26 protein-coding genes are annotated in these 25,344 nt (G+C 54.0%); 9 read left to right on the top strand and 17 right to left on the bottom strand.

Going from position 1 to position 25,344, the window contains the following annotated elements; translation table 11 throughout:
• Positions 1 to 97 precede the first annotated feature (97 nt).
• Positions 98 to 1,108: a LacI family DNA-binding transcriptional regulator gene (locus MOQ06_RS09755; RefSeq protein ID WP_242172590.1), complete on the top strand. Its 1,011-nt coding sequence runs from the start codon at positions 98 to 100 to the stop codon at positions 1,106 to 1,108.
• A gap of 33 nt (positions 1,109 to 1,141) precedes the next feature.
• On the opposite strand, the gene MOQ06_RS09750 is transcribed toward MOQ06_RS09755, so the two are convergent.
• The 15 genes from MOQ06_RS09750 to pspA all read right to left on the bottom strand — a co-directional run bounded on the left by MOQ06_RS09750 (position 1,142) and on the right by pspA (position 15,561).
• Positions 1,142 to 2,056 carry an OmpG family monomeric porin gene (locus MOQ06_RS09750; RefSeq protein ID WP_148419704.1) on the bottom strand — a complete coding sequence of 305 codons (915 nt, stop codon included), beginning with the start codon at positions 2,054 to 2,056 and terminating at the stop codon, positions 1,142 to 1,144.
• A gap of 65 nt (positions 2,057 to 2,121) precedes the next feature.
• A complete protein-coding gene (locus tag MOQ06_RS09745; RefSeq protein ID WP_176611208.1) occupies positions 2,122 to 3,204 on the bottom strand; it encodes an ABC transporter ATP-binding protein in 1,083 nt (360 codons plus the stop codon).
• A gap of 13 nt (positions 3,205 to 3,217) precedes the next feature.
• Positions 3,218 to 3,883, bottom strand: a complete 666-nt coding sequence (pgmB, locus tag MOQ06_RS09740) for a beta-phosphoglucomutase (protein ID WP_242172588.1) — start codon at positions 3,881 to 3,883, stop codon at positions 3,218 to 3,220.
• Complete coding sequence (locus tag MOQ06_RS09735) at positions 3,873 to 6,152, bottom strand: glycoside hydrolase family 65 protein (RefSeq protein ID WP_242172586.1); 2,280 nt, start codon at positions 6,150 to 6,152, stop codon at positions 3,873 to 3,875. Before MOQ06_RS09735 ends, pgmB begins: the two co-directional genes overlap by 11 nt.
• Positions 6,146 to 7,204: a Gfo/Idh/MocA family oxidoreductase gene (locus MOQ06_RS09730; RefSeq protein WP_242172585.1), complete on the bottom strand. Its 1,059-nt coding sequence runs from the start codon at positions 7,202 to 7,204 to the stop codon at positions 6,146 to 6,148. Before MOQ06_RS09730 ends, MOQ06_RS09735 begins: the two co-directional genes overlap by 7 nt.
• 11 nt (positions 7,205 to 7,215) lie before the next feature.
• On the bottom strand, positions 7,216 to 8,004 hold the full coding sequence (locus MOQ06_RS09725; protein ID WP_176610176.1) for a sugar phosphate isomerase/epimerase family protein: 789 nt from the start codon (positions 8,002 to 8,004) through the stop codon (positions 7,216 to 7,218).
• 17 nt (positions 8,005 to 8,021) lie between these two features.
• Positions 8,022 to 9,074 (bottom strand): zinc-binding alcohol dehydrogenase, encoded by a 1,053-nt coding sequence (locus MOQ06_RS09720; protein WP_242172583.1) that lies wholly within the window; start codon positions 9,072 to 9,074, stop codon positions 8,022 to 8,024.
• Positions 9,075 to 9,102: 28 nt separating this feature from the next.
• Complete coding sequence (locus tag MOQ06_RS09715; protein WP_120158286.1) at positions 9,103 to 9,945, bottom strand: carbohydrate ABC transporter permease; 843 nt, start codon at positions 9,943 to 9,945, stop codon at positions 9,103 to 9,105.
• Entirely contained in the window at positions 9,932 to 10,813 is an 882-nt protein-coding gene (locus MOQ06_RS09710; protein ID WP_242172580.1) for a sugar ABC transporter permease, read from the bottom strand. The genes MOQ06_RS09715 and MOQ06_RS09710 overlap by 14 nt, the downstream gene beginning before the upstream one ends.
• Before the next feature lie 21 nt (positions 10,814 to 10,834).
• Complete coding sequence (locus MOQ06_RS09705; protein ID WP_148419696.1) at positions 10,835 to 12,127, bottom strand: ABC transporter substrate-binding protein; 1,293 nt, start codon at positions 12,125 to 12,127, stop codon at positions 10,835 to 10,837.
• Positions 12,128 to 12,140: 13 nt separating this feature from the next.
• Entirely contained in the window at positions 12,141 to 13,838 is a 1,698-nt protein-coding gene (locus tag MOQ06_RS09700; protein ID WP_277932185.1) for a sugar phosphorylase, read from the bottom strand.
• 184 nt (positions 13,839 to 14,022) lie between these two features.
• A complete protein-coding gene (pspD, locus tag MOQ06_RS09695) occupies positions 14,023 to 14,247 on the bottom strand; it encodes a phage shock protein PspD (RefSeq protein WP_148419694.1) in 225 nt (74 codons plus the stop codon).
• A 12-nt stretch (positions 14,248 to 14,259) separates the two neighbouring features.
• A complete protein-coding gene (pspC, locus tag MOQ06_RS09690; RefSeq protein WP_148419693.1) occupies positions 14,260 to 14,619 on the bottom strand; it encodes an envelope stress response membrane protein PspC in 360 nt (119 codons plus the stop codon).
• The gene (gene pspB / locus MOQ06_RS09685) at positions 14,619 to 14,843 is read right to left on the bottom strand and encodes an envelope stress response membrane protein PspB (protein ID WP_148419692.1); all 225 of its coding nucleotides are present in this window, start codon (positions 14,841 to 14,843) and stop codon (positions 14,619 to 14,621) included. The genes pspC and pspB overlap by 1 nt, the downstream gene beginning before the upstream one ends.
• Before the next feature lie 49 nt (positions 14,844 to 14,892).
• Positions 14,893 to 15,561, bottom strand: coding sequence for a phage shock protein PspA (gene pspA / locus MOQ06_RS09680; RefSeq protein WP_148419691.1), 669 nt, complete (start codon positions 15,559 to 15,561; stop codon positions 14,893 to 14,895).
• A gap of 166 nt (positions 15,562 to 15,727) precedes the next feature.
• On the opposite strand from pspA, the gene pspF reads away from it, so the two are divergent.
• The 6 genes from pspF (at position 15,728) to sapF (ending at position 22,073) form a co-directional block, all read left to right on the top strand.
• A complete protein-coding gene (gene pspF / locus MOQ06_RS09675) occupies positions 15,728 to 16,705 on the top strand; it encodes a phage shock protein operon transcriptional activator (RefSeq protein ID WP_242172579.1) in 978 nt (325 codons plus the stop codon).
• 88 nt (positions 16,706 to 16,793) lie between these two features.
• Positions 16,794 to 18,434, top strand: a complete 1,641-nt coding sequence (sapA, locus tag MOQ06_RS09670) for an ABC transporter substrate-binding protein SapA (RefSeq protein WP_242172577.1) — start codon at positions 16,794 to 16,796, stop codon at positions 18,432 to 18,434.
• Entirely contained in the window at positions 18,431 to 19,396 is a 966-nt protein-coding gene (sapB, locus tag MOQ06_RS09665; RefSeq protein WP_148419688.1) for a putrescine export ABC transporter permease SapB, read from the top strand. Before sapA ends, sapB begins: the two co-directional genes overlap by 4 nt.
• On the top strand, positions 19,383 to 20,273 hold the full coding sequence (sapC, locus tag MOQ06_RS09660; RefSeq protein ID WP_148419687.1) for a putrescine export ABC transporter permease SapC: 891 nt from the start codon (positions 19,383 to 19,385) through the stop codon (positions 20,271 to 20,273). Before sapB ends, sapC begins: the two co-directional genes overlap by 14 nt.
• Complete coding sequence (gene sapD / locus MOQ06_RS09655; protein ID WP_148419686.1) at positions 20,273 to 21,265, top strand: putrescine export ABC transporter ATP-binding protein SapD; 993 nt, start codon at positions 20,273 to 20,275, stop codon at positions 21,263 to 21,265. Before sapC ends, sapD begins: the two co-directional genes overlap by 1 nt.
• Position 21,266: 1 nt before the next feature.
• Entirely contained in the window at positions 21,267 to 22,073 is an 807-nt protein-coding gene (sapF, locus tag MOQ06_RS09650; protein WP_148419685.1) for a putrescine export ABC transporter ATP-binding protein SapF, read from the top strand.
• On the opposite strand, the gene MOQ06_RS09645 is transcribed toward sapF, so the two are convergent.
• The gene (locus MOQ06_RS09645) at positions 22,070 to 22,660 is read right to left on the bottom strand and encodes a TetR/AcrR family transcriptional regulator (protein WP_242172575.1); all 591 of its coding nucleotides are present in this window, start codon (positions 22,658 to 22,660) and stop codon (positions 22,070 to 22,072) included. The genes sapF and MOQ06_RS09645 overlap by 4 nt on opposite strands.
• 131 nt (positions 22,661 to 22,791) lie before the next feature.
• Between MOQ06_RS09645 and MOQ06_RS09640 the strand changes: the two genes are divergently transcribed.
• Positions 22,792 to 23,193, top strand: coding sequence for a RidA family protein (locus MOQ06_RS09640; protein ID WP_148419683.1), 402 nt, complete (start codon positions 22,792 to 22,794; stop codon positions 23,191 to 23,193).
• 61 nt (positions 23,194 to 23,254) lie between these two features.
• Positions 23,255 to 24,076 (top strand): helix-turn-helix transcriptional regulator, encoded by an 822-nt coding sequence (locus tag MOQ06_RS09635; protein ID WP_148419682.1) that lies wholly within the window; start codon positions 23,255 to 23,257, stop codon positions 24,074 to 24,076.
• 2 nt (positions 24,077 to 24,078) lie between these two features.
• On the opposite strand, the gene MOQ06_RS09630 is transcribed toward MOQ06_RS09635, so the two are convergent.
• Complete coding sequence (locus MOQ06_RS09630; protein WP_242172573.1) at positions 24,079 to 25,308, bottom strand: GGDEF domain-containing protein; 1,230 nt, start codon at positions 25,306 to 25,308, stop codon at positions 24,079 to 24,081.
• Positions 25,309 to 25,344: the final 36 nt, after the last annotated feature.

Genomic DNA, 25,344 nt, shown 5'->3' with positions numbered 1-25,344 from the left:
GGCAGATCGTTGATTATCAATTCTTAATTATTGCTATTGCCGTTTTCTCTCCAGTAAGATGGGCGCCATTGCTGTCCGTCTGGAGTGAGTAAGGTGTATGTCACCCACGATCTATGATATTGCACGCGTTGCTGGCGTTTCGAAATCAACCGTGTCGCGCGTTCTGAATAAACAAACGAATATATCTCCCGAGGCGCGTGAAAAAGTGTTGAAGGCGATAGAAGAGTTAAATTATCAACCTAATAAACTTGCCCGCGCGCTTACCTCTTCTGGCTTTGACGCCATTATGGTTATTTCGACCCGCTCAACCAAAACTACCGCAGGCAATCCTTTTTTCTCTGACGTACTGCATGCCATCACGGCAAAAGCGGAAGAAGAAGGTTTTGACGTCATTTTACAAACCTCAAGAAGCAGTGAAGACGATCTACAAAAGTGCGTGGGTAAAATAAAGCAGAAGATGATCAAAGGGATCGTCATGCTGAGCTCACCGGCTAACGAATCTTTTTTCGCCACGCTGGATGAATACGGTGTGCCGGTGGTCGTTATTGGTAAAGTGGAAGGTGATTATCAGAATATATACTCTGTCGATACGGACAATTTCCACGACAGCGCCATACTGACAGATTCTTTTATCAGGCATGGGCGAACGAAAATTGCCTGCCTGCATGCCCCGCTTGATTATCACGTTTCAATCGATCGTCTCGCGGGTTATAAATCCAGCCTTGAACAACAGGGATTTGCTATTAACCCGAACTGGGTTATTGATGGCGGATATACCCATGAAAGTGCACTTCAGGCGGCGTGTAAATTGCTCTCTTCTGATAACCCGCCTGACGCGGTTTTTGCCACGGACAGCATGAAATTGCTGAGCCTCTATCGTGCCGCGGATGAGCTGAATCTGACGATCCCTGAACAGGTCGCCATAGCGGGATACAGCGACCCGATGCTGTCTCTCATTTTGACCCCTGCACCAGGCGGTTTTGATATTCCAACGAGAAAGCTGGGTGAAGAGAGCTGCGACCTGCTGTTCAGGTGCATTGCGGGTAAAGCTGCGCCACATAAGGTACTGGTCGAAACGCATTTTTCAGATGCGGCTTCGCTGCGCTAAAAACCAGGGGCATCCGCCCCTGGTAACCGGTTATCAGAACGCGTAATTCACGCCGACACCCGCATAGTGGAAGCGATCGCTATCTCCTTCGTCGTGATTTTCCCATTCGTAGGCATATTCCAGCGTCATGGATACGCCATTCTCGAAGTCATAAGCATAGAGCAGCCCCAGGCGATTGAAGTCATGCCCTTCACGGGTTGGATCGTCCTGCCAGTCCCAGTTTGACCAGCGGTCAAGCCCAAGACGGGTATAAGGCGTCAGTGTCGTCTGACCTAATGAAACAGGCAGGTACGCGCGAATTTCCTGCGTGGAAAATTCACCGTTATTACGTGAACTGTCCATATTAAAACCACGCTCTAAATAGTAATTAACCTTTGCAGAGACGGTTTCATTTATTGTCCAGGTAAAGCCGGTTTCCGTTTCGACACGGCTGTCAGAATAGCCGGTTTTTCCCAGGTCATTTGCAAACTGATACATGGCAAACCAACCGCCAAAACGCCAGTCATCGGTTAATTTCAGGTCCCAGTCCGGCTGAATTTTGTAGCGCTGCATATTGGCACTACCGTCTTTTGCCCCATGCTCATCTTTAAAATGATATCCATAATTGCGGAAACCCCCCGTAAGACCCAGCGTAAAATCATCGGTGCCAATGAAGCGATACCGTAATTCAAATTCCGGACGGTCAAAATAGGTACCGCGCGTCATGCTGCTGTAATCAACCGGACCTTCCTGATACATGGCAAGTGAAATGGTCCACGCATCGTACGTGGCGTTAAACCACACGGAAGGTTCATATAATCCATCTTTATCGTCGCCCTGTCCTTCGACGTTTTCAATTTCATACATGGCACCAATATTAAACTCCCAGCGTTTTGCTGTTTCTGTTGCTTGCGCGCAGCTAACCCCTGCGCACAGAACGAGCGCAGCACTTCTTAGTAGAGTACTCATTAAAATATTCCTTTATAATTAACTAACAAAAAACCGGAAACTTTCATTTCCGGCGAACACCTTTCTTATCTAATAGCTAATTCAGTATCAGCATCGAAGAAATGGCATTTATTCATATCGAACTGGATGCCAATATTATCTCCCGCTATGTAGTCATTTGCCGCCCCTGCGCGGACAACCAGTTCATGCCCGCCCACTGTGGCATACAGCATAAACTCCGCCCCGGTCAGTTCGGCGACGCTGACTTTTGCCGTGATCTCTCCCCCGCTGCTCTGCGGGGTGAGAATGTCTTCCGGACGGATGCCAAATACGACCGCCTTACGCTGGTAGCCCTGCGCATTCAGCTCAGCCAGCTTGTCTTCAGGGATCTCCAGACGCAGCGTTTCCGTCACGAAATAGCGATCGTCGATTGCACCGCGAATAAAATTCATCGCAGGTGAGCCGATGAACCCTGCCACAAACATATTTGCCGGCTCGTTGTAAACCTGCTTCGGCGCACCTACCTGCTGAATGATGCCGTCTTTTAAGATCACGATACGGGTTGCCATGGTCATGGCTTCCGTCTGGTCGTGCGTCACGTAAATCATGGTGGTGTTAAGCTTCTGGTGCAGCTTGCTGATTTCGGCACGCATCTGCACACGAAGCTTGGCATCAAGGTTAGACAGCGGTTCGTCCATCAGGAATACCCCGGCTTCGCGTACGATAGCCCTGCCCAGCGCCACGCGCTGGCGCTGACCGCCGGACAAGGCGCCAGGTTTACGCTGGAGGTAGTCACGTAACCCGAGGATTTGTGCCGCCCAGCTGACGCGTTCTTCAATGACGGATGGCGCGATTTTTTGCATTTTCAGGCCAAACGCCATGTTGTCGTAGACCGTCATATGCGGATAAAGCGCGTAGTTCTGAAAAACCATGGCGATATCGCGGGACTTGGCAGGCACATCGTTCATGCATACCCCGTCAACGATCAGTTCACCCGCGCTGATCTCCTCAAGTCCGGCAATCATGCGCAACGTCGTGGATTTACCGCAGCCCGATGGACCGACAAAGACTATAAATTCTTTGTCTTCAATTTCGAGGTTGAAATCCTTTACCACGTGAACCTGATTATCATAGATTTTCTGAATGTGTTTCAGAGATAGTTGAGCCATTATTAATTCCTTATCAATGCGCCCGGGATGCCCAGAACGCCGTCAGGCATTTCCAGGTCAGTTCCCGCGTTGAATGAAGTTGTAGTCCCGCATGGTTCAGGCCAGACCCAATCCCGACCGACAGCATTCCTGCGGCGTTGATTGCCTCAACGCCTGCTGCGGCATCTTCGATACCGATAGCCTCTTCGGGACGTACGTTCAGCCCTGCACAGGCCGCGAGGAAAATCTCCGGATCCGGCTTTGAGCGGCGGATCCGCGAGGCATCCGCGCAAAAATCGAACGCCTGATGAATGCCCAGCGCATGTAAGATCCCCGGGGCGTTGAGCGATACTGACGCCAGCCCAATTTTGACCTTCGCCGCACGGATATCCGCCAGCACGTCGCGTATACCCGGCAGCAGCGAATCCTGCGTCAGCGATGACAGCGACTGGACATAGAGCGCGTTTTTCTTTGCCGCAAGAGCCTCACGCTGCTCATCGCTGAACATCCCCGCTTTCCCCCCATGCTTCAGGATGAGCTGGAGGGAATCCATACGGCTAATCCCCTTCAGCTGTTCGTTAAACACCTCGTCGAAGGTGATGCCGATCTCCTGCGCTACGGCACGCCAGGCGAGAAAGTGAAGGTGTGCGGTATCGGTAATCACACCGTCCAAATCAAATACAACAGCGTTAAGCGTCATGGCGCCCCTCCGTGGTAGCGGTCCCATTAACGGATGCAAGAAAGTCCTTATAAGCGCAGACCTTCCGCCCCGTTATATCCAGCGTTTTGCCCCACAGCGTCAAACTGACAGGTGCAGTAGTTTCGATGGTTAACTGGCCTTCTTCACAGGTGAAATGCACTGTGGCGTCCCGCCACCGCAGCGGGAAGGCAAGCCTGCTCCAGCGAGCGGGCAGCTTCGGCGCAAGGTGCAACTCCCCTTCGATGATTTGCAGGCCAGCAAACCCCTGAATGGCACCGGACCAGATCGCACCGGTAGCCGCGGCATGAATACCGTCATCGCTGCTGTGCGGATCGTCACCCAAATCGATAGCGATACCGTCTCGCCAGAAGGCATAGGCTCCTTCGGTGTCACCGCAGCGCGCGAGAACAATCCCGTGGATGGCTTTGCTCAGCGACGAATCATGGATGGTGCGTGGCTCATAGAAGGCCAGATTGGCGGCACATTGTTCCGGCGTAAACCGCTCCGGCAGCAGGTAGTTAAGCATCACAACATCAGCCTGCTTTAGGATCTGCATCTCATTGACTTCCGCGCGGGAGTAATCGAGCAGGATGGTCTGTTTACCCGCATTCGCTTTATAGCGGGTAAGGTCAATCGCCGGTTTTGCCATAAAGGTGTCATCCTGTGGGATAACCCCGTCTGCATTAGCCTCAGGCAGCCACAGGCGCGCCAGGAACCGTGCGGCATTATCCGTGAACCGCGCATCTTCCCGCCCAAACATCGACATAAACTGGCGCGCGCAGGCTACGTTGTGCCAGGCCAGATAGTTGGTGTAGGCGTTGTTGTTGACATGCTCGGTATATTCGTCAGGGCCGATCACGTCATGGATCTCAAGGCGACCATTTGTTTCCGTCGCGCGCCCCATCCAGAAGGAAGCAGTTTCCATCAGCAGCGTCAGGCCTTCATTACGCATAAAGGCATCATCGTGCGTCGCCTGCCAGTAAGCGACGACGGCCCAGGCAATATCCGCCACGATGTGGTGTTCAGCGAGCGCGGAAGCGACCTTCTGGCGTACCCCGGTGCGGATGTTGATTGCGGCAAACTCAGGCGTCTCCTCTTGTCCGCTGGCGGCGCTCTCCCACGGGAACAACGCCCCCGGCCAACCGTTACGGCGGGCTTTTTCACGGGCGCCTGAAAGGTTAAGCCAGCGATAGCGCAGCAGGCTGCGGGCAATCTGCGGGCGCGTAAACAGATGAAAAGGCAGCAGGAAAATCTCGGTATCCCAGAATACGTGCCCTTTGTACCCCTCGCCCGTCAGCCCTTTTGCGCCGATGCTGCTTCGCTCGCTGTGGGCTGGCGTCATTGTCGTCAGATGCCAGACGGCATAATCCAGCGCCATCTGATCCTGATGTTCAGACGACTCAACCTCAACGCGACAGTCGCGCCAGACCTTTTCCCAGGCGCTGACGGAACGCTTTAGCAACGCTGCGTAACCCCTTTCTGCACACGCCTTTAACTCAGCCAGCGAATGGCGGGCAAACGAGTCTTGCGAAAGGGCTTTATCGCTGCGGTGAGTAACCCAGACCAGCTTTTCAAAAGTTACAGCGTCACCTTTATTGACGGTCAGCGCGTGGTGCGCCATTACGCGTCGATTTTTGGCGGTAAAGCAGCTGTCGCTATTTTTAGATAGTCGGCAGCAGGCCGAAATCACCACGTCAGAAACGCGATCCTGCGTTTCATACACGCCCTGCATATAGTGCTCATCGAAAACTCTGACGGATATCTCATCCAGATGCTGCTTCCCGCTGTTGGTTTGGGTCGCGTCGATTCCGGTTTTCAGAACAACGCAAGAATCCGCATCAACTGGCGTGATGGAAAGCTGCATGGCGACCAGCGGCAGCTGGTCCAGCGAGACAAAGCGACGGCTTTCCAGGCGATAGCGTTTTCCCTCCGGCGAGCACCAGAGAACGCTGCGGCACAGTTCCCCGCTGGCGAAGGCCAGTTCACGGTGCCAGTCAAGAATTTCGCCGGACAGCAGCGTAAAATTGATGCCGTCCAGTTCAATATCGATGCCTGTAATATCGGGCAGATTGACCAGCTCGTTCGTTTCATTGCGCCCCGCACGATGGTACAGGCCCGCCAGATACATGCCTCTGGTCTGCTGGGTGTAATCTTCTTCATGCGTGGCGCGAACGCCCATATAGCCGTTACCGCAGGCCATTATGGACGCGTACTTATTCAGGCTATGCGGGCAAAAGCCCGGGTCGGTTAATACAGACTGGATCAGCATAACGTCACGCTTTCCCCTGTTTCCGCCGCTTTATATAGCGCTGCGACTAACTGCTGGATCACCAGCCCCTGTTCCGCATCGGCGATCATAACCGGCTCGCCCATCACGTGGCGCACAAAAGCATCCATACTGCGCAGATGACGCCGATCGTCTGCTTCTTCACGCTGCGTTAGCGTCTGCAAAACACCGGCTTCGTCGTTGTAAATGTGTGCCGGGAACAGCGTTGCGCCTGCCTTATCACCACAGAATGTGATATTCATGATGGACTGCTCGCGAATATTAAGCGCGAAGGAGGTATCCAGACGCAGAACGCTGCCATTGCTGAACTCAATTGTCCCGAAAAGCGCATCTTCGACGGTGAACTGTGCGGGATCCCACTCACCGAACTGGCCGCTGTGTTTCTGGTTCCCAAGCTTCTGAAAGCTGTGCGCGGTTACCCGCTTCACGCTCGGGAACCCCAGCACGTACATTGCGGCATCCAGCATATGAATGCCGATATCGATCAGTGGCCCACCGCCCTGCAACGCTTTATTCGTAAACACGCCCCATCCCGGTACGCCGCAGCGACGCAGCGCCTGCGCGGAGGTGAAATAAACTTCGCCCAGCGTGCCGTTAATGACCGCATTACGCAGCAGCTGGGTATCCAGGGCAAAGCGATGGTGAAAATCATATGCCAGCACTTTGCCCGCCTTGCGCGCGGCGATGCGCATCTGGTCGGCCTGCTGCGGCGTCATCGCCGGCGGCTTTTCACACATCACATGGCAGCCAGCCTCGAGGGCCGCCATCGCATGTTCGAAATGGAATCGGTTAGGCGAACAGACGCTCACCACATCCGGTTTCACGACCTGCAGCATCTCGTGCGCGTCCTGCCATGCCGATGGAATAGCATAACGGTCCGCGAACGCCTGTGCCTGCTCGAGGCGGCTGTCCATGACAGCCACCATCTGAACATCACTGCGCGAGGCGTAATACGAGGCATGCACTTTGTCCGCGACCTGACCGGCACCAATAATGGCGACGCGCAGAGGCGAAGGTGTAGAAGCACTCATCACGCTTGTCATCCTTAGCATTCACGCAAATAGGTGAGTGAATCCTGATAAGCCTGAGCCGGATCGTCGGCACGAACGCGGCACTCATACACCACATATCCCTGATAGTTATCGGCACGCAGCCGATCGAACAGGCTGGCAAAATCGAGGCTGCCGCTGCCCGGCTGATAGCGATGATTATCCGCAATGTGTACATGACCCAGCAGATCGCGGTTGTTGTGCAGGGCATCGGTCAGCGAGTCTTCTTCAATGTTCATATGATAGAAATCGCCAATGATCTGCACGTGCTTCAGGTCGTTTTCTTCAATATAACGACGCGCGTCTGCCAGGGTGTTGATCATATGGTCCTGATAGCGGTTCAGCGGTTCAAGGTAGACGGTGGTACCGGTGCGCGCGGCTACTTCATCCAGCCAGCGCAGGGAGGCACTTACGGCTTTCCGGTCGCCGTCGAGGCTGCGCGGAGAGGTCATCGGCGGCAGGCGGAAGGTAAACATCCCCCAGGCAGCAGGCACGATTATGCCCTTCCCGCCCACTTCGGCCAGTGCTTCCAGAATGCGTTCAATCTGCTGTAGCCCGTTGAGACGGCGTTCTTCGATAAAATCACCAATCCAGCCATCGTATCCGCCGCATGCCGTCGTAACCGGCAGGCCAGTGGCTTTGATAGCCGCTTTCACCTCATCGAGGTTTTCAACCAGCAGGCGGCCATCAATTTCGTAGCCATCAAAACCCATCGCTTTGATGTACTCGAACTTTTCCAGGATATTGGTTGGGAAAAAGGCCTGGTTTTGTGTTGCGATTTTCATGGTTTGCTTTCCTTAGCTTAAAAAGTGACGCCCATTTTGATACTGAGTTCAGGATGCCGATCGACATACTTCATATAGCTTTCCGGGCTGGTGGTGAAGGTCACGACCGGATCGATCAGATCTTCACAATTGAGATAGCCGTTCATCAGCAGTTCCCAGCAGGTCTCTTCAATACGCTTGCGGCTCCAGCGTGGGTAATCCGGGTTGGGTTCGCTGCATGCGCGGGAAAACACAATTTTCGCGTTATTGAAGTGCGCCTCGCGTCCAAGGTTGAAGCCGGCCGCAAACGGCTTGGCGAAAGCCACGTAGGAGATGGTTCCGCCGTAGGCGAGTCCGCGCAGCGCAGACTGTAACGCGTCCGCAAAACCGCTGGTTTCAACGATCACGTCCGCGCCCTGCTTGCCGGTCAGTTTCTTAATTTCCAGACCGACATCGGTACCGATTGGGTTCAGACAATGGTCCGCACCGTGACGACGAGCGATCTCACAGCGGTGTTCGATAGGATCAACGCCGATGACCACTGACGCACCGGCTTTTTTCGCCAGTTGAATCGCGATCTGGCCAATCGCGCCCAGGCCGACCACCACAACGAAATCCCCTACGCGGACGTTGGCATCACGCACGCCGCTCATGGCGAACTGTGCCGGATCGTAGCAAACGGCGTTTTTCCAGGAAGCGCCCTGCGGCATTTTGCGCAGCTTATAGTTATTGACCGCATTGACGATGACCGTTTCCTGCAGCGGACCGTAGCAGCAGACGCTGTCGCCGATCTGGTATTTCGTGACCTCAGCACCACATTCGATAATGTCGCCGACGATCATGTTCCCCAGCTGGAACTTACCAAATTCGATACCGCGGGCTGCGCCCTCTTCACGTGGCGTAAACATCTGCCACTCGGCGTTGAATTCCTCATCGATAAACGGGCTTGCCGCGCGGAAATCCACCACTTCGGTACCGTGTTTCGGCGCGCCAAAACGGGCACGAATTTTTACTTCATGCGCTGCAACGGGACGATCTTCATATTCCACCAGCGCCGCTACACGAGGCGCTGTCGCAACTAACTTTTTCATGACTCACTCCTTGTTAAAATCGGCCGCCTCAGCCCTTCACGCCGCCGGCGGTCAAACCACTTTTAATGAAACGTTCAGACAGGGCATACATAATGACGACCGGAAGTGCCGTCACCAGCGATGCCGCCATCATCCGACCCCAGATGTAATCTGGCGTACTGAAGAGCGTGTTCAGCCCTACCGGCAGCGTGAAGTTGCTGGCGCTGGACAGGAAAATAGAGGCGAACAGATAGTCATTCCACGCCACCATAAAGCAGTAGACAAAGACCGACACGAGACCGGAGATCGCCAGCGGCACGGTGATGCGGAAGATGATTTGCAGGCGGTTCAGGCCATCCATCATCGCGGCTTCTTCAATTTCGTCCGGGATGGTGTCGAAATAGCTGCGCAGCATAAATACCGCCGTCGGCAGCGTCTGGGTCACCATGGTGATGATTAGCGCCAGCTCGGTATCATAAATGCCGAGCGCGGTGATGATTTTGAACAGCGGCACCACCAGCAGGATCCCGGAGAACATATAAACGGTGTAAAAGCTGGCATTGATCGTTGTGCGCCCTTTAAAGCGCAGTTTGGACAACGCATAAGCGCCAAGCGTGCCGAGAAACACCGCAATGACCGATGAGGTCAGCGACACCACCATGCTGTTACGGAAGTAATCCACAAACGGGAAAATAAGTGGGTTAAAAATGTCGACGTAATGCTGTAGCGTCCACTCCTGCGGCAGAATGGTCGGATGCAGCGATATCGCCTCTTTCGCGCTCTTGAACGATGTCATCAGCATGACGAAAAACGGAAACAGCGTAATAATCAGAAATACCGCCAGCCCCAGATAAAATCCGATACGGCCCAGCACGCGTTTATTTGTTGCCATTGAGGTTTACCCTTTTTCTGGTCAGCAGAATGACGGCGAAGATGATCACAAACAGCACAACGGAAATGGCGGCTGCTTTACCCAGGTCATTGAAGGCAAATGCTGTTTTGTAGAGATACACGCCCAGAATATCGACCTTGGTCGTCAGCAGATAAACATCCGCAAACATGTAAAACATCCAGATGGTTCTCAGCGTGACCACCGTTGCCAGCACCGGCATGATGGCGGGCAGCGTAACGATACGAAAACGCTGCCAGGCGTTGGCTCCGTCCATCTCTGCCGCTTCGTACAACGATTTATCAATCGTCTGCAGAATCGCCAGGAATGAGATAAAGGCATACGGGAAGTAGCGCCAGATGGCGAACAACACGACCAGCACAAAGCTGCTGCCCGGGTTGTCAAACCACAGCGGCGCCTGCTTATAAAGATGCAGCAAGTCAACGCCCAGATAGTTCACAATCCCGTAGCCGTTGTTGAACATGTATTTCCAGGCAAATACGAGCGATATAGACGGCGTCACGTAGGATAAAATCACCAGCGAACGCGCCGTTTTCCGCATACGGAATTCCCGGTTAAAGAAGATCGCCACGGCCAGCCCCAGCCCGGTGCTGCCGATCACCACCAGCGCCGTGTACCAGAACGTCATCCACAGGGAGTGCCAGAAGGCAGCGTCGCCGAGAATGCGGACATAGTTATCCAGGCCGACGAACGCCGCATCAATACGCGGGTTCAGCGGCAAACGTAAAAAACTGATTTCAATGTTGGAAATCATTGGCCAGGCCACCAGGCCCCCCAGCAGAATCAGGCTGGGGGCCAACAGCAGCATGGCGAAAGGCATATCTGAACGACCAGAAAACAACGTCTTCATAATTCCCTTCGCAAAGCGCTCCTATCGTTGTGATATCAGGTCAGTCAGTTTTTTCTGGCTGTTGCTTAAGGTCTCATCGAGATCTTTTTGCCCCACCGTCACGTTATGCACCATGGAGCTGATAATGCCGGAGCCGGTAACGTCGCCCATGCGGGTAAAGTTTTTGTCGCCCACGGCACCAAACACCTGCACGTTCGGGAACTGCGCAATCAGTTCGTAAGGCAACTGGCCAAAGGCTTTGATCACGTCGTTGTTTTTCCAGCTCTCCGTGCCGACAACCAGCTTATTCACCGGCAGCGCCGCGCCCGGTGACATCATCACCCAGTCAGAGGCGTTCTGCGCCTGCTCCATCCAGGTGACGAATTTCTCGGCCGCCTGCGTTTCCTCTTCGGTCTGGCCTGTGGTGATGGTCAACGATGTGACCATCCCGTAAACGGCGGAAGATTTTTCCGTCGGGACGACAAATCCCAGGTTGGCCGGGGTGCCATCTTTGTAAACGGCAGGCAGGATATAGGTGGAATAAACGGCCATAGGCGCGGAACCATTCATGAAAGCATCTTTGATCTCCATGACATCGTTCGAACCTGGCATGGTGGTTGCCGCCAGTGCCTTATAGAACGCCAGGGCTTTCGACATTTCAGGGGTATCGATGTCAACGTTGCCGTTTGCATCAAAGACGTTGCCGCCGCCTGACAGGGCAAACTGGGAGAAAGCCTGCTCGGTCATAACGCTTTCCGCGGTAGGAAGCGCGATACCGTAATGTTTTTTGGCCGGATCATTCAGCGCCTGGCTGGCCTTCAGCAGCTGTTCCCAGTTGTGCGGCTCCTCGATTCCCGCCGCCGCGAGGGCGTCTTTGTGATACCAGACGCCGGATAGCCACGCGCTAACAGGCACACCCGTCCATGCGCTGCCATCTTCGGTGCGAACAACGCGCAGGATACCGTCGTAGAAGGTCTCCTCGCCCACGGCTTTGATGGCCTGGCCAATCGCTTTACGATCCAGCAGTTGCTCTTTATCCATCACTTTGGCGTAGTCATGGCTGACCTCAATCACTTCCGGTAGCGCACCGGTACGGGCCAACGTAATAACCTTGGTGTTATAGGCATCTTCCTCAACGGGTACCTGCTTCACCGTAATAGAAGGGTTCTCTTTCTCGAATTTTTCGATCAGCTTCGTGATGACCGCCTGACGCTCCTGTTCTACCGACGAGTGCATGAACTCGATGGTGACCTGAGATGATTTGTCGTCCTTACAGCCCGATAACAGGGCGCACGAAACCAGTGCTGATAACAGCACAATTTTGGGCATTTTCATTTTAGGGTCCTTTTTAGTTTTCTTTAATCCACATTACCTGCCATGGATTGAGGGTCAGATCCGTACCGCTAATCTTATATTGAGATAATAATTCCATACCGGACAGCGCGGGTTCATTAACGGCCTGCATTTTATTACTAAAATTAAATAATGCTGTAATCCGTTCCCCGTTTTCAGCAACGCGAACAATTTTAAGAATTTGTTCACCCACCGCTTCAAAAATTGCCTGGCTATCAGGATGGAAAGCGCGCTCTCCGCGGCGAATCGCGATTAGGCTGGTTAAACGAGAATAGATTTGATGTCGAATACTATTCTTATTATTAAGCTCCCGATCAACCTCACCAGCGGCGTATTTCTTCCTGTTTATCGCGCGGTTATATCCGAGACGCTCAACGCCTTCGTAATCATTACGCGATCCAAGTATGCTTTGAATATAAACAGCCGGTACGCCAGGGAAACTTAACAACACCGCATGCGCCAGAATAAATCGTGTAATGCGCTCCTCATCGGAGCTGTCTTGCGCGCTTAGCGCATCAAGATAGGTGACATTGATTTCATAAGGGCTTCGCGTTCCGTCGGGGTTATTTTTCCAGTTGACCAGCGCCCCTTCCTGCTGAAGATTTTCAACCAGCGAGAGGATCTCTGATTCCGGCAAAATGCCGCGTAACGGATTCAGCCCGATACCATCATGAGAGGCCAGGAAGTTGAACCACGTGGTATGTGCTGAAGGCAGCGCCAGCGAACCCGCCCACTGGCAGAGGGCTTTTACATCCTGACGATGAACGGCATGCAGCACCAGCGGTGGTAATGAGAATTGGTAAACCATCTGGGCTTCATTTTCACCATCACCAAAGTACGAAATATTGTCTTTGTGCGGAACATTCGTCTCGGTGATGATCACCGTTCCCGGTGCCACGGCGTCGGTAATGGCGCGGAACAGCTGGATAAGGCAATGGGTTTGTTCCAGATGAATGCAGCTCGTTCCCGGGATTTTCCACATAAACCCGACCGCGTCCAGACGGATATAGCGCGCCCCTTCCTCAAGATAATGGAGCAGGACATCGACCATCGCAATCAGCACCTGCGGTGAGGCGAAATTGAGATCGATTTGGTCATCGCTGAAGGTTGTCCACAGGTGACGTACGCTTCCGTCATGAAGGGTAAACGGCGTCAGCAGCGGTAACGCGCGCGGCCGGGTCACGGCAGATAAATCGGTATCGGGGTCGACAGAAATAAAGAAATCTTCAAAGCCTGGCTTCTGCGCCAGATAATTAGCAAACCATTCGCTTTTAGCTGACATATGGTTGCAAACGAAGTCAAACATTAAGCTGGCTGACTGTTTTAGCTCCGCAACATCTCGCCAGGTTCCGGTTTCAGGCGCGACGCAGTGATAATCAATGACGGAAAATCCGTCATCTGAGGACCACGGATAAAAAGGCAAGAGATGGACATGGGAAAAAGTACGAGAAAGCCATTCATTATAGAAACGGGTAAATATCGGCAGCGCTTTCTCCCCTTTCGCGGAGAACTGATCGGCATAGGTAATCAGGACGACATCTTTTTCATCCCAGCCGGATTTACGCTTTTCCGTAATATTAACAGCCGCTTGTTCAAGCTTAGTTAATAGCACGTCAAGGTGTGCATCAGAAAATGATTCACCGTAAATATGATTGATAAGATTTTTAATTTTTGCGTTCACATTATTTTCCATGGTAGCGGTCCCACGGAGTGGCAATCTACTCCCATGAAAAATATCTGTCAACGGACCTGGGGACGGAAAAAGAGATTCTTAAAGCAACTCAACGCAGTAATGTGAGCTGCCGCAAAGAAAGAAAAAAAGCCGAGGGGAGTTTCGCGCCCTCTCTCTGCGAGAAAGGGCTTATTCGGAAGGATAATTAGCGTGAGAGGTAACGACGGGAAACGCGTTTAGCGAGTTTCTTTAACAGGGGTTCGAGCGCGACCGCCAGCACCATTCTGACCGGTTTACGGGCAACAGACTTGATCGCCCAGCCCGCCACGCCTGCCGGGCCATAACGTAGCGCCGTCATCAGAACCAGTTTACCTGCGATTTTCAGGCCGGGTTTTACCTTCTGACCGGCCTGTTGCCAGTGTTGTTTCATGTAGAGTCTCTCTTAAAGCTGACGAAAACGGCTTCTTAGCGTAAAGGTGTCGGAGGTGACATAACGTTCCATCTCGCGCAACCGCTTCTCCCCTGCACTCAGCTGTTCATCCACCGCATTGAGGAGATCGCTGCTGGTTGGCATGCCCTCAGCATCCAGTTCGCCTTCCGGCATTGGGTCGAGCACAAACGACAGAATGATATATGCCACCAGGGTGATAAACGCCAGGCCGAAGAAAATCGACAGCACGGTGACCACGCGCACCAGCTTTACCGGGACGTCCAGATAGTGGGCCAGCCCGGCGCATACGCCCCGCACCATGCCCTTTTGCGGGATACGCCACAGTTTTTTATTCAGATTCAGTCCAGCCATTAACGGTCCCTCCAGTTCGGGTGTTCCGCATCCAGGATAGCTTCCAGCGCCTGAATACGTTCGCGCATTTTATTCGCCTCCGCAGAAAGCTGCGCCAGCCGCTGTTGTTCACTTTGCGACAGCTCCCCGCGTGCAGAGCGGTTGCTGTAGTGCAGCCAAAGCCAGATGGGCAGAACAAACAGCACGAAAATTGTCAGGGGTATAGCCAGAAAAAGCGCGCTCATGTGTACTCCTTGTCTTACGATGCGGCACGCTCAGGTGCCGCAGAAATTATTACTGGTTGTCTTGCTTCATTTTGGCCTTCAGCGCAGCCAGCTGCTCGCTAATTTCATCGTCGGCTTTCAGGTCAGCAAACTGCTGATCCAGGGTTTTCTGCTTACCGATGCTGTGGCTTTCCGCTTCGGCTTCCATGTGGTCGATACGGCGTTCAAACGATTCAAAACGCGCCATCGCTTCGTCCAGCTTGCCGCTGTCCAGCTGACGACGCACGTCGCGGGACGAGCTGGCCGCCTGATGGCGCAGCGCCAGCGCCTGTTGACGCGCGCGGGTCTCGCTCAGCTTGTTTTCAAGCTCGCCAATCTCTTTCTTCATACGCGCCAGCGTATCATCCACCAGCGTCACTTCATGTTCCAGCGTGGCAACCATGTCGGTCAGCTTCTGCTTCTCAATCAGCGCAGCGCGCGCCAGATCTTCTTTATCTTTACGCAGCGCCAGTTCGGCTTTTTCCTGCCACTCGCTGAGCTGAGCGGTCGCCTGCTCGATACGACGCGTTAACTGCTTTTTCTCAGCCAGCGCGCGAGCGGAGGTGGAACGCACTTCAACCAGCGTGTCCTCCATCTCCTGAATCATCAGGCGCACCAGCTTCTGCGGATCTTCCGCTTTTTCCAGCAGCGAGTTAATGTTGGCGTTCACGATGTCGGCAAAACGAGAAAAAATACCCATAATTCAATCCTCATAGTTCTGTTATCGGGCGATGCCCTGCTGAATAGTTAATACAAATCCCATGCCAACTTTTTATCTTATTGATTTCATTCAATGTGATTGATATTCATCCATCCAGCGACTATCCTCACCTGGTGAATATCGCTAAGGAGTGGTTAATTTCATCATGGCAGAATACAAAGACAATCTGCTTGGCGAAGCCAACAGCTTTCTGGAAGTACTTGAGCAGGTTTCCCGCCTTGCGCCCCTCAACAAACCGGTGCTGATTATCGGCGAGCGCGGAACGGGGAAGGAACTCATCGCCAATCGCCTGCACTATTTGTCAGGGCGCTGGGACGGCCCCTTTATTTCGCTGAACTGCGCGGCGCTGAACGAGAATCTGCTCGATACGGAGCTGTTTGGGCACGAAGCCGGCGCCTTTACCGGCGCGCAAAAACGCCATCCGGGCCGTTTTGAGCGTGCCGACGGCGGCACCCTCTTCCTTGACGAGCTGGCAACCGCGCCGATGCTGGTGCAGGAAAAGCTGCTGCGCGTCATCGAGTACGGCGAGCTTGAGCGCGTTGGCGGCAGTCAGCCGCTCCAGGTCAACGTTCGCCTGGTGTGCGCCACCAACGCCGATCTTCCCGCAATGGTGGCAGAGGACAAATTCCGCGCCGACCTGCTGGACAGGCTGGCTTTTGACGTCGTGCAGCTGCCGCCGCTGCGCGAGCGACGCAGCGATATTATGCTGCTGGCCGATCAGTTCGCGATTCAGATGTGCCGGGAGCTGGGGCTGCCGCTGTTCCCCGGCTTCAGTGAACAGGCCACCGAGACCCTGCTCGGCTACCGCTGGCCGGGCAACATTCGGGAACTGAAAAACGTCGTGGAGCGCTCCGTTTACCGTCACGGGAGCAGCGACACCGAGCTGGACAACATTATTCTCGATCCCTTCAAGCGCAGCGTTAAACCGCCCCCGGCACCGGCTGCGCTGCATGAAGGCCCGACGTTACCGCTCGATTTGCGTCAGTATCAGCACCATCAGGAACAGCTGCTGCTTGAGCAAAGCCTGACAGAGGCGAAATATAACCAGAAACGGGCGGCTGAACTTCTGGGGCTGACCTACCATCAGCTAAGGGCATTGCTCAAAAAGCATCAAATGCGCTGACATTATCAGCACTTATCCCCAGACATTTTTACGAAGCAGGCGTAAGTGCGATACACTTTGCAGATCGAATCTAAAAACCTTAAAAAATATGCGCCTGGTTTTATCGTCCCTGTTTGCACTCGGTCTGTTCAGCAATCTGGCCTTTGCTGCGCCCGAACGTCCTGTGCCCCCTGATATCCGCGATAGCGGTTTCGTCTATTGCGTCAGCGGGCAAGTTGATACCTTTAATCCGCAAAAAGCGGGCAGCGGCCTGATTGTCGATACGCTGGCCGCGCAGCTTTACGATCGCCTGCTCGATGTGGATCCCTATACCTATCGGCTGGTGCCTGAGCTTGCCGAAAGCTGGGAAGTGATGGATAACGGTGCGACCTACCGCTTCCGCCTGCGCGATGATGTCGCCTTTCAGCACACCCCCTGGTTTACTCCAACCCGCAAGCTCAACGCGGATGACGTGGTTTTTACCTTCCAGCGCATTTTCAACCGCAATCATCCGTGGCATAACGTCAATGGCGACAACTTCCCCTATTTCGACAGCCTGCAGTTCGCCGATACGGTCAAAAGCGTGCGCAAGCTGGATAACCACACGGTTGAGTTTCGCCTGACGCGCCCGGACGCCTCATTTCTCTGGCACCTGGCGACGCACTATGCCTCCATCATGTCTGCCGAATATGCGGATCGGTTGACGAAAACGGGGCGTCAGGAACGCCTCGACCGAGAGCCTGTGGGTACAGGTCCGTTCCAGCTGGGCGAGTACCGCGCAGGACAATACATTCGCCTGCAGCGTCACGAGCGCTTCTGGCGCGGCAGGCCTCTGATGCCGCAGGTTATCGTCGATCTGGGTTCAGGCGGCACCGGTCGTCTCTCCAAGCTGCTGACCGGCGAGTGTGACGTCCTTGCCTGGCCTGCGGCCAGCCAGCTGACCATTCTGCGTGACGATCCTCGCCTGCGCCTGACCCTGCGTCCCGGGATGAACATTGCCTATCTGGCGTTTAACACCGATAAGCCGCCGCTCAATAATCCGGCCGTGCGCCATGCGCTGGCGCTGGCGATCAATAACCAGCGTCTGATGCAGTCGATTTATTACGGTACCGCGGAAACCGCCGCCTCTATTCTGCCGCGCGCCTCGTGGGCCTACGACGGCGAGGCGAAGATCACGGAATATAATCCGGCGAAAGCGCGAGAACAGCTTAAGGCGCTGGGGGCGGAAAACCTGACGCTGCAACTGTGGGTGCCTACCAGCTCCCAGGCCTGGAACCCCAGCCCGCTGAAAACCGCCGAGCTGTTGCAGGCTGATATGGCGCAGGTGGGCGTGAAGGTGATCATCGTTCCTGTTGAAGGCCGCTTCCAGGAGGCGCGCCTGATGGACATGAATCACGACTTAACCCTGGCCGGCTGGTCTACGGACAGTAACGACCCGGACAGCTTCTTCCGTCCGCTGCTGAGCTGTGCGGCGATAAACTCCCAGACCAACTACGCCCACTGGTGTAACCGGGAATTTGATGCCGTACTGCAAAAAGCGCTGGCCTCACAGCAGCTTGCCTCGCGCATAGAAGCCTACGACGAAGCGCAAGATATTCTGGCCAGAGAACTCCCCGTGCTGCCGCTTGCCTCTTCCCTGCGCCTTCAGGCCTACCGTTACGATATTAAAGGGCTGGTACTGAGCCCGTTTGGTAATGCCTCCTTCGCGGGCGTAACCCGTGAGAAAGAACAAGAGGTGAAGAAACCATGATTATATTTACCCTGCGTCGGCTGCTGCTGCTGCTGGTCACGCTGTTCTTGCTAACCTTTGTCGGCTTCAGCCTTAGCTACTTTACCCCTCACGCCCCGCTTCAGGGCTCTTCGCTCCTGGACGCCTGGCTGTTCTGGTTTAACGGCCTGCTGCACTGGGATTTCGGCGTGTCCAGCATCAACGGACAGCTCATATCCGAGCAGCTGAAGGTTGTTTTTCCGGCCACCATGGAGCTCTGTATTCTGGCCTTCGGCTTTGCCCTTATCGTAGGCATTCCGGTGGGGATGCTGGCAGGAATATATCGCAATAAATGGCAGGATAAGTTTATCAGCGCCCTTGCCCTGATTGGCTTCTCCATCCCCATTTTCTGGCTGGCGCTGCTGCTCACCCTCTTCTTCTCGCTGACGCTAGGCTGGCTGCCGGTGGCTGGTCGTTTCGATCTGCTCTATAACGTGCAAACGGTGAGCGGGTTCGCCATCGTTGACGCCTGGCTTTCAGATTCAGTCTGGCGCGATGAGATGATCGTGAGCGCCCTGCGCCACATGGTGCTGCCGGTCCTGACGCTGGCCGTCGCGCCGACGACCGAAGTGATCCGCCTGATGCGTATCAGCACCATTGACGTTTTTGACCAAAACTATGTTAAAGCCGCCGCCACGCGCGGCCTGTCTCGCCTGACGATTTTACGCCGCCACGTGCTGCACAACGCGCTGCCGCCGGTTATTCCGCGTCTCGGGCTGCAATTCTCAACCATGCTGACGCTGGCAATGATCACCGAGATGGTCTTCAGCTGGCCGGGCCTTGGGCGCTGGATGATTAATGCGATCCGCCAGCAGGACTATGCGGCTATCTCCGCCGGGGTGATGGTGATTGGCTCCCTGGTCATCATTGTTAACGTTGTTTCCGATATTTTGGGTGCCATGGCCAACCCGTTGAAGCATAAGGAATGGTATGCCTTACGATAACGTCTACAGCGAAAAGCGCACGCCCGGTGCGCTACGCACCGTGTGGCGTAATTTTTACGGTGACACCACGGCAATGATCGGCTTTTACGGCTGCATTGGCCTCGTGCTGCTGTGTCTCTTCGGTTCATGGTTTGCCCCGTATGGCATCGATCAGCAGTTCCTCGGCTACCAGCTTTTGCCGCCGTCGTGGTCGCGCTACGGAGAGGTCTCTTTCTTCCTCGGGACTGACGATCTCGGACGTGACGTGCTCAGCCGTCTGCTGAGCGGTGCCGCACCGACCGTAGGTGGCGCATTCGTGGTGACGCTCGCCGCCGCCGTCTGCGGCCTGGCGCTGGGCATTTTTGCCGGTGCAACCCACGGCCTGCGTTCAGCCGTACTTAACCATATTCTTGATACCCTGCTCTCTATTCCCTCGCTGCTGCTGGCGATCATCGTCGTGGCCTTCGCAGGCCCGCACCTTTCGCACGCGATGTTCGCCGTCTGGCTGGCTATCCTGCCGCGCATGGTGCGTTCGGTTTACAGCCTGGTGCATGACGAGCTGGAGAAAGAGTACGTTGTCGCCGCCCGTCTGGATGGCGCCACCACCTTCAATATTTTGTGGTTTGCCGTGCTGCCTAACATTGCCGCCGGGCTGGTTACGGAGATCACCCGCGCCCTGTCGATGGCGATACTGGATATCGCCGCGCTGGGCTTCCTGGACCTGGGCGCACAGCTGCCCTCCCCGGAATGGGGCGCCATGCTCGGCGATGCGCTGGAGCTGATTTACGTCGCGCCGTGGACCGTGATGCTGCCGGGCGCGGCTATTATGGTGAGCGTTCTGCTCGTCAACCTGCTGGGCGACGGCATCCGCCGCGCAATCAACGCGGGGGTGCAATAATGCCGTTACTTGATATTCGCAACCTCACCATCGAAATCAAAACGGGTGAAGGCTGGGTAAAAGCCGTGGATCGCATCAGCATTACCCTTGCAGAAGGCGAAATCCGCGGGCTCGTGGGCGAATCTGGTTCGGGTAAAAGCCTGATCGCCAAAGCCATTTGCGGCGTGGCGAAAGACAACTGGCGCGTCACCGCCGACCGCATGCGCTTCGACGACATCGACCTGCTGCGTCTCTCCCCGCGCGAACGCCGCAAGCTGGTGGGCCATAACGTTTCGATGATTTTCCAGGAGCCGCAATCCTGTCTCGACCCGTCCGAGCGCGTGGGCAAACAGCTGATGCAGAACATTCCCGGCTGGACCTATAAAGGCCGCTGGTGGCAACGTTTCGGCTGGCGTAAGCGCCGCGCCATTGAGCTGCTGCACCGCGTCGGGATCAAAGACCATAAAGACGCGATGCGCAGTTTTCCGTATGAACTGACCGACGGCGAATGCCAGAAGGTGATGATTGCCATCGCCCTTGCTAACCAGCCGCGCCTGCTGATTGCCGATGAACCGACGAACGCGATGGAGCCGACGACGCAGGCGCAGATTTTCCGCCTGCTCACGCGTCTGAACCAGAACAATAACACCACCATTTTGCTCATCAGCCATGACCTGCAAATGCTGAGCAAGTGGGCGGACAAGATTGACGTAATGTACTGCGGACAGACGGTGGAAACCGCGCCGAGTGAAGATCTGGTGAACACCCCACATCATCCGTACACCCAGGCGCTGATCCGTGCGATCCCTGACTTTGGCAGCGCGATGCCGCACAAGAGCCGTCTGAATACCCTGCCCGGGGCGATCCCGCTGCTGGAGTCGCTGCCGATTGGCTGCCGTTTGGGTCCGCGTTGCCCGTATGCTCAGCGTAAATGCATTGAAACGCCACGGCTGACGGGGCCGAAGAATCATCTGTTTGCCTGTCATTTCCCGCTGAACATGGAGAGAGAGTGAAATGGTCGAAACCTTACTGGAAGTGCATAACCTGAGTAAGACCTTTCGCTATCGCACTGGCCTTTTTCATCGTCAGACAGTCGAGGCGGTTAAGCCGCTGAGCTTTACGCTGCGCGAAAAGCAAACGCTGGCCATCATCGGCGAAAACGGCTCGGGCAAATCAACGCTGGCAAAAATGCTCGCCGGCATGGTAGAGCCGAGCGGCGGAGAAATACTGATTGACGATCATCCTCTGGTTTTTGGGGACTATTCGTTTCGCAGCCAGCGCATCCGCATGATTTTCCAGGATCCGTCGACGTCCCTTAATCCACGCCAACGAATTTCGCAGATTCTGGATTTCCCGCTGCGGTTAAATACCGATCTGGAGCCGGAAGCGCGACGGAAACGCATTGTTGAAACCCTGCGCCTGGTGGGGCTGCTGCCCGATCACGTTAGCTACTACCCGCACATGCTGGCACCGGGTCAAAAACAGCGTCTCGGCCTGGCCCGCGCGCTTATCCTGCGCCCAAAGGTCATTATCGCCGACGAAGCGCTGGCCTCGCTGGATATGTCGATGCGTTCGCAGCTCATCAACCTGATGCTGGAATTACAGGAAAAACAGGGAATTTCGTATATCTACGTGACCCAGCACCTGGGCATGATGAAGCATATCAGTGACCAGGTGCTGGTCATGCATCAGGGAGACGTCGTCGAGCGCGGCAGTACGGCTGACGTGCTGGCCTCCCCGCTCCACGACCTGACAAAACGCCTGATTGCAGGACACTTTGGTGAAGCGTTAACGGCCGACGCGTGGCGTAAAGACCGCTAGCTGTTGCGTAACCCGCTTGCCAGCAGGCTAAACACCTCGATGGCATGCGGCAGCGTCTTCTGCGGCTCGTCACTTGCGGCAATCAACAGGGCAGCATTCAGCGCAGCGCCATTCAACAGATGGGCTGCGACTTTTGCATCCATTTTTTTAAGCACCTTGCAGCCGATCATTTTTTCGATAGTCTGGCGGGTCGATTCAAGGCAGCTATTCTGGCTGGGCCATTGCGCGGGATCGCCCAGAACGGCCGGGCCATCAAGAAGCACGATACGCTGCACTTCCGGAACGAGCGCCATGTTGATGTAGGCGATGCCTTCCGCGAGCAGTCGGTCCCAGTCGTTCTCCGCGGTTGCGGCAATGGCTTTCGCTTTTGCCGCCATTTCGCTATCAATCTGCGCGACCACCGCCGCCAGCAACCCCTTCTTGTCGCTAAAGTTATGGTACAGCGCACCGCGCGTTAACCCCACGCTGGCCGTGAGTTCGTCCATCGACGCTGCGGCATAGCCTTTTTCAGCAAAGGCCTTCCGCGCCGCCTGAATCATTTTTTCGCGATTTTCCTGAGCCGTTTCAGCACGACGTTTTACAGCCATAGGGCTCCCTTAGTTAACCGATCTTTTAATTTGACATACACGACGTATGTGAATTACATTTTTGACATACACCGCGTATGTTACTTCTGATGCGCAATCACGACAACATCTCTGACAAAAAAGGAAAAACCATGCATTCACGCGATCCTGTATTCCCGGCCAACCGTCATGCCCTGTATGAAGAGCACGGCTATTCAGCGGCAATCCGCTCAGGCGATCTGTTATTTGTTTCCGGCCAGGTTGGCAGCCGCAGCGATGGCACACCTGAACCCGACTTCCCCGCTCAGGTGCGGCTGGCATTCGATAATTTACGGGCGACCCTGGCAGCCGCCGGGTGTACTTTTGACGATTTAATTGATGTCACCACGTTTCATACCGATCCAGAAAACCAGTTCCCCGTCATTATGGAGGCGAAAAAACTGGCGTTTCCGCATCCTCCTTACCCAAACTGGACGGCTATTGGCGTTAACTGGCTGGCAGGATTTGATTTTGAAATTAAAGTTATTGCGAGGATCCCTTCGCCTGCTAATTAACTTACGGCATAATCTGTCCGGCACTAAACTGGTTTACCGTTAAGTACTCACTGACAGACAAATGAAAGACAGCATCAGAAAGTATATTCTCTCCTGGGTGGAGGAGAATAACTTCACTATTTTACATATTGATGATCTGGTTGCAGATATCGGATATAGCAGAAGAACCATCGAAACATGGTTCAAGGAGCATTATCAGCTCTCACTCGGAGAATATATTCTCCGAAGGAGGCTGAGCCGTGCTGCCATTATGCTAAGAATGACGTCTATTCCGGTGACGGATATTGCCTATTTATTCCATTACCAGAGCAGCCAGAGTTTTTCGAGAGCCTTTAAAAAAATGACGGGTCTGACGCCCTCTGAGTACAGACATGCCAGAGTGTGGGATTTTGATATCCTACAGCCCTCATTTTTATTAAGCGAACAACAAACGCCTGAGCTCGAAATATGTGAACTGAATGAGACGCTTATCTGTAACCATCAAATTATAGAGCACGATCATCTTTTTGATACCTCGGTACATGATATTACTAAAAAAATCAAAAAGCTCCTGACAGAAAACCGTCATGAAATCGAGAAAATTACCCTGCTGCCCCGCCGACCCGAACTCGGCAAAAGCCGATCGTATCTGGTGGAGGTGTTAATATCTTACGCTTTACAAAGCGACACGAAGGATAATAAACAAACGTGCGTAGTGCGTGGTAAATACGCAAGAATGCCCTTTAGCGGCAGTTGGGAAAGCTACAGCGCCTTTAACAAGATTGCCTTCGTTAAGGCGATGGTTAAAAATCGCCTGACGCTGCGCGACGATATTTACCTCATGAAATTTAATTCGTACAGCGAGGAACATGTCGATTTTGATGTTTACATCCCTGTCCTGTAGCCTCAGCTGCATTCAGCCTGTCTGGTGACGGTTTTGTTTTTACCGTTGTGCTTCGCCTCATAGAGCGCATCATCCACCTTACGAATGACATCGTTACTGTTGAGGCTGTTCTGAATGGCAGAGCACACGCCAATACTTAACGTTACCTCCGCGGGAATCGCATAGTGGTTGCCCTGTCCGGTGCGACGCTGGACGTTCTGGCGAATGCGCTCTGCAACGGATAGCGCCAGATTTGCGTCCGTATCCGGCAGCAGAAGACCGAACTCCTCGCCTCCCAGTCGGGCAAAAATATCCTTATCCCGGATGCTGTCTTTGATGATATCCACGACCGCCAGTAGGACGCGATCGCCTGCCGGGTGGCCCCATGTATCATTAATAGACTTAAAGTTATCGATATCCAGCATCATTATGCTGGCCCCCTTTTCTGTTCTGAGAGTACGGATCCGCTGAAGCGCCTCATAAAAATATTTACGGTTGAAAATTTGCGTAAGCGGATCGCGATTAACCCGGTCGCCAAAAATTTTTAACATGCTAAAGACATGAAACAGTAAGGTGCAAATAACAAACAATTTACTAAATACTTCTACCGTCCGGCTGATATACCAGAGCGACATATTGTACGTATCAAGCAGCAGCAGGAAAAAGTTATAAATGATGGCCGAGAGACACACCACAATAATACTGTTCCAGATCCCGGATGACAGTCGCGTCACATAGGTCATATAGCAGAGCAAAAACGACCAGAGCGCGATCAGAACGTTAACATAACTGACGTTCCAGACCGGATCGTGGCGGTCACGACCGTCTGACGCTATCGTTAACGACAATGCGGGATGGTAGCTGCTCAGATAATGGGCCAGCACCGGAAATACGACCAGCGGAATAAATAATGCCAGAGCCAGTTTAGCCTTATTACGACGCCCGAGTACCGATCGGGTTGAGAGCTTCTCCACCCAAACGGCGAGCGCCAGCAAAAAGATCAGGCTGAGCTGTCGGAAAAAATAAAACACCGCCGTATCGTTAGTTTTTACCGCATAGGAAAACCCGGCGTTTTCCGGAAGCTGAATAATCACGATGGTTTCAATGAAGTAGACCAGCCCGCTTAAAAACGCCAGGCTCAGTATTAATAATGAAGGGTGCGACCTGTCAGACGCATACTGCATCTGGATAAAAATAAAGATGATGGTATCCAGAAAAAACAGCGCAATCATGACAATTAGGTACGTTGTCATGGGTACCCTGAAACCTGGACTGTCATTCACGCAAAA

Origin of the sequence: Enterobacter sp. I4, from assembly GCF_022669095.1 — a bacterium.
GTDB classification, from domain to species: domain Bacteria; phylum Pseudomonadota; class Gammaproteobacteria; order Enterobacterales; family Enterobacteriaceae; genus Enterobacter; species Enterobacter pasteurii.
This window is presented reverse-complemented; position numbering and strand designations above follow the sequence as displayed.